Origin of the sequence: Limosilactobacillus reuteri subsp. porcinus (genome assembly GCF_036621895.1) — a bacterium.
In the GTDB taxonomy this organism is placed as follows: domain Bacteria; phylum Bacillota; class Bacilli; order Lactobacillales; family Lactobacillaceae; genus Limosilactobacillus; species Limosilactobacillus reuteri_J.
The window spans coordinates 1-659 of sequence record NZ_LN887504.1 but is presented as its reverse complement, the minus strand read 5'-3'; the positions used below and the strand labels follow the sequence as shown (position 1 = coordinate 659).

The window sequence follows — 659 nt, the reverse complement described above, 5'->3', positions numbered from 1 at the left end:
CAACAGAGCTTTACGAGCCGAAACCCTTCTTCACTCACGCGGTGTTGCTCCATCAGGCTTGCGCCCATTGTGGAAGATTCCCTACTGCTGCCTCCCGTAGGAGTATGGACCGTGTCTCAGTTCCATTGTGGCCGATCAGTCTCTCAACTCGGCTATGCATCATCGCCTTGGTAAGCCGTTACCTTACCAACTAGCTAATGCACCGCAGGTCCATCCCAGAGTGATAGCCAAAGCCATCTTTCAAACAAAAGCCATGTGGCTTTTGTTGTTATGCGGTATTAGCATCTGTTTCCAAATGTTATCCCCCGCTCCGGGGCAGGTTACCTACGTGTTACTCACCCGTCCGCCACTCACTGGTAATCCATCGTCAATCAGGTGCAAGCACCATCAATCAGTTGGGCCAGTGCGTACGACTTGCATGTATTAGGCACACCGCCGGCGTTCATCCTGAGCCAGGATCAAACTCTCATATAAAATATATAAGAACTTGAATAGCTCTCAATTATCTTTGTTATTAAGCGAATTGACTTCGCAAATGTTTTGCTTCAAATCACATCGTGATTGAAGACCCTACACATTTGATTCGTCGAAACTTTGTTCAGTTTTCAAAGGTCTACCTGTTGGCTAATCAAGCAGCCAACCAACACATTTATTATATC

Annotated in this window: 1 rRNA gene (running past one end of the window); it reads right to left on the bottom strand. The window is 46.7% G+C overall.

The annotated features are described in order from the left end of the window. Positions 1-474: ribosomal RNA gene (locus AACL61_RS09840) — 16S ribosomal RNA — on the bottom strand (it extends 1,093 nt beyond the left edge of the window). Positions 475-659: the final 185 nt, after the last annotated feature.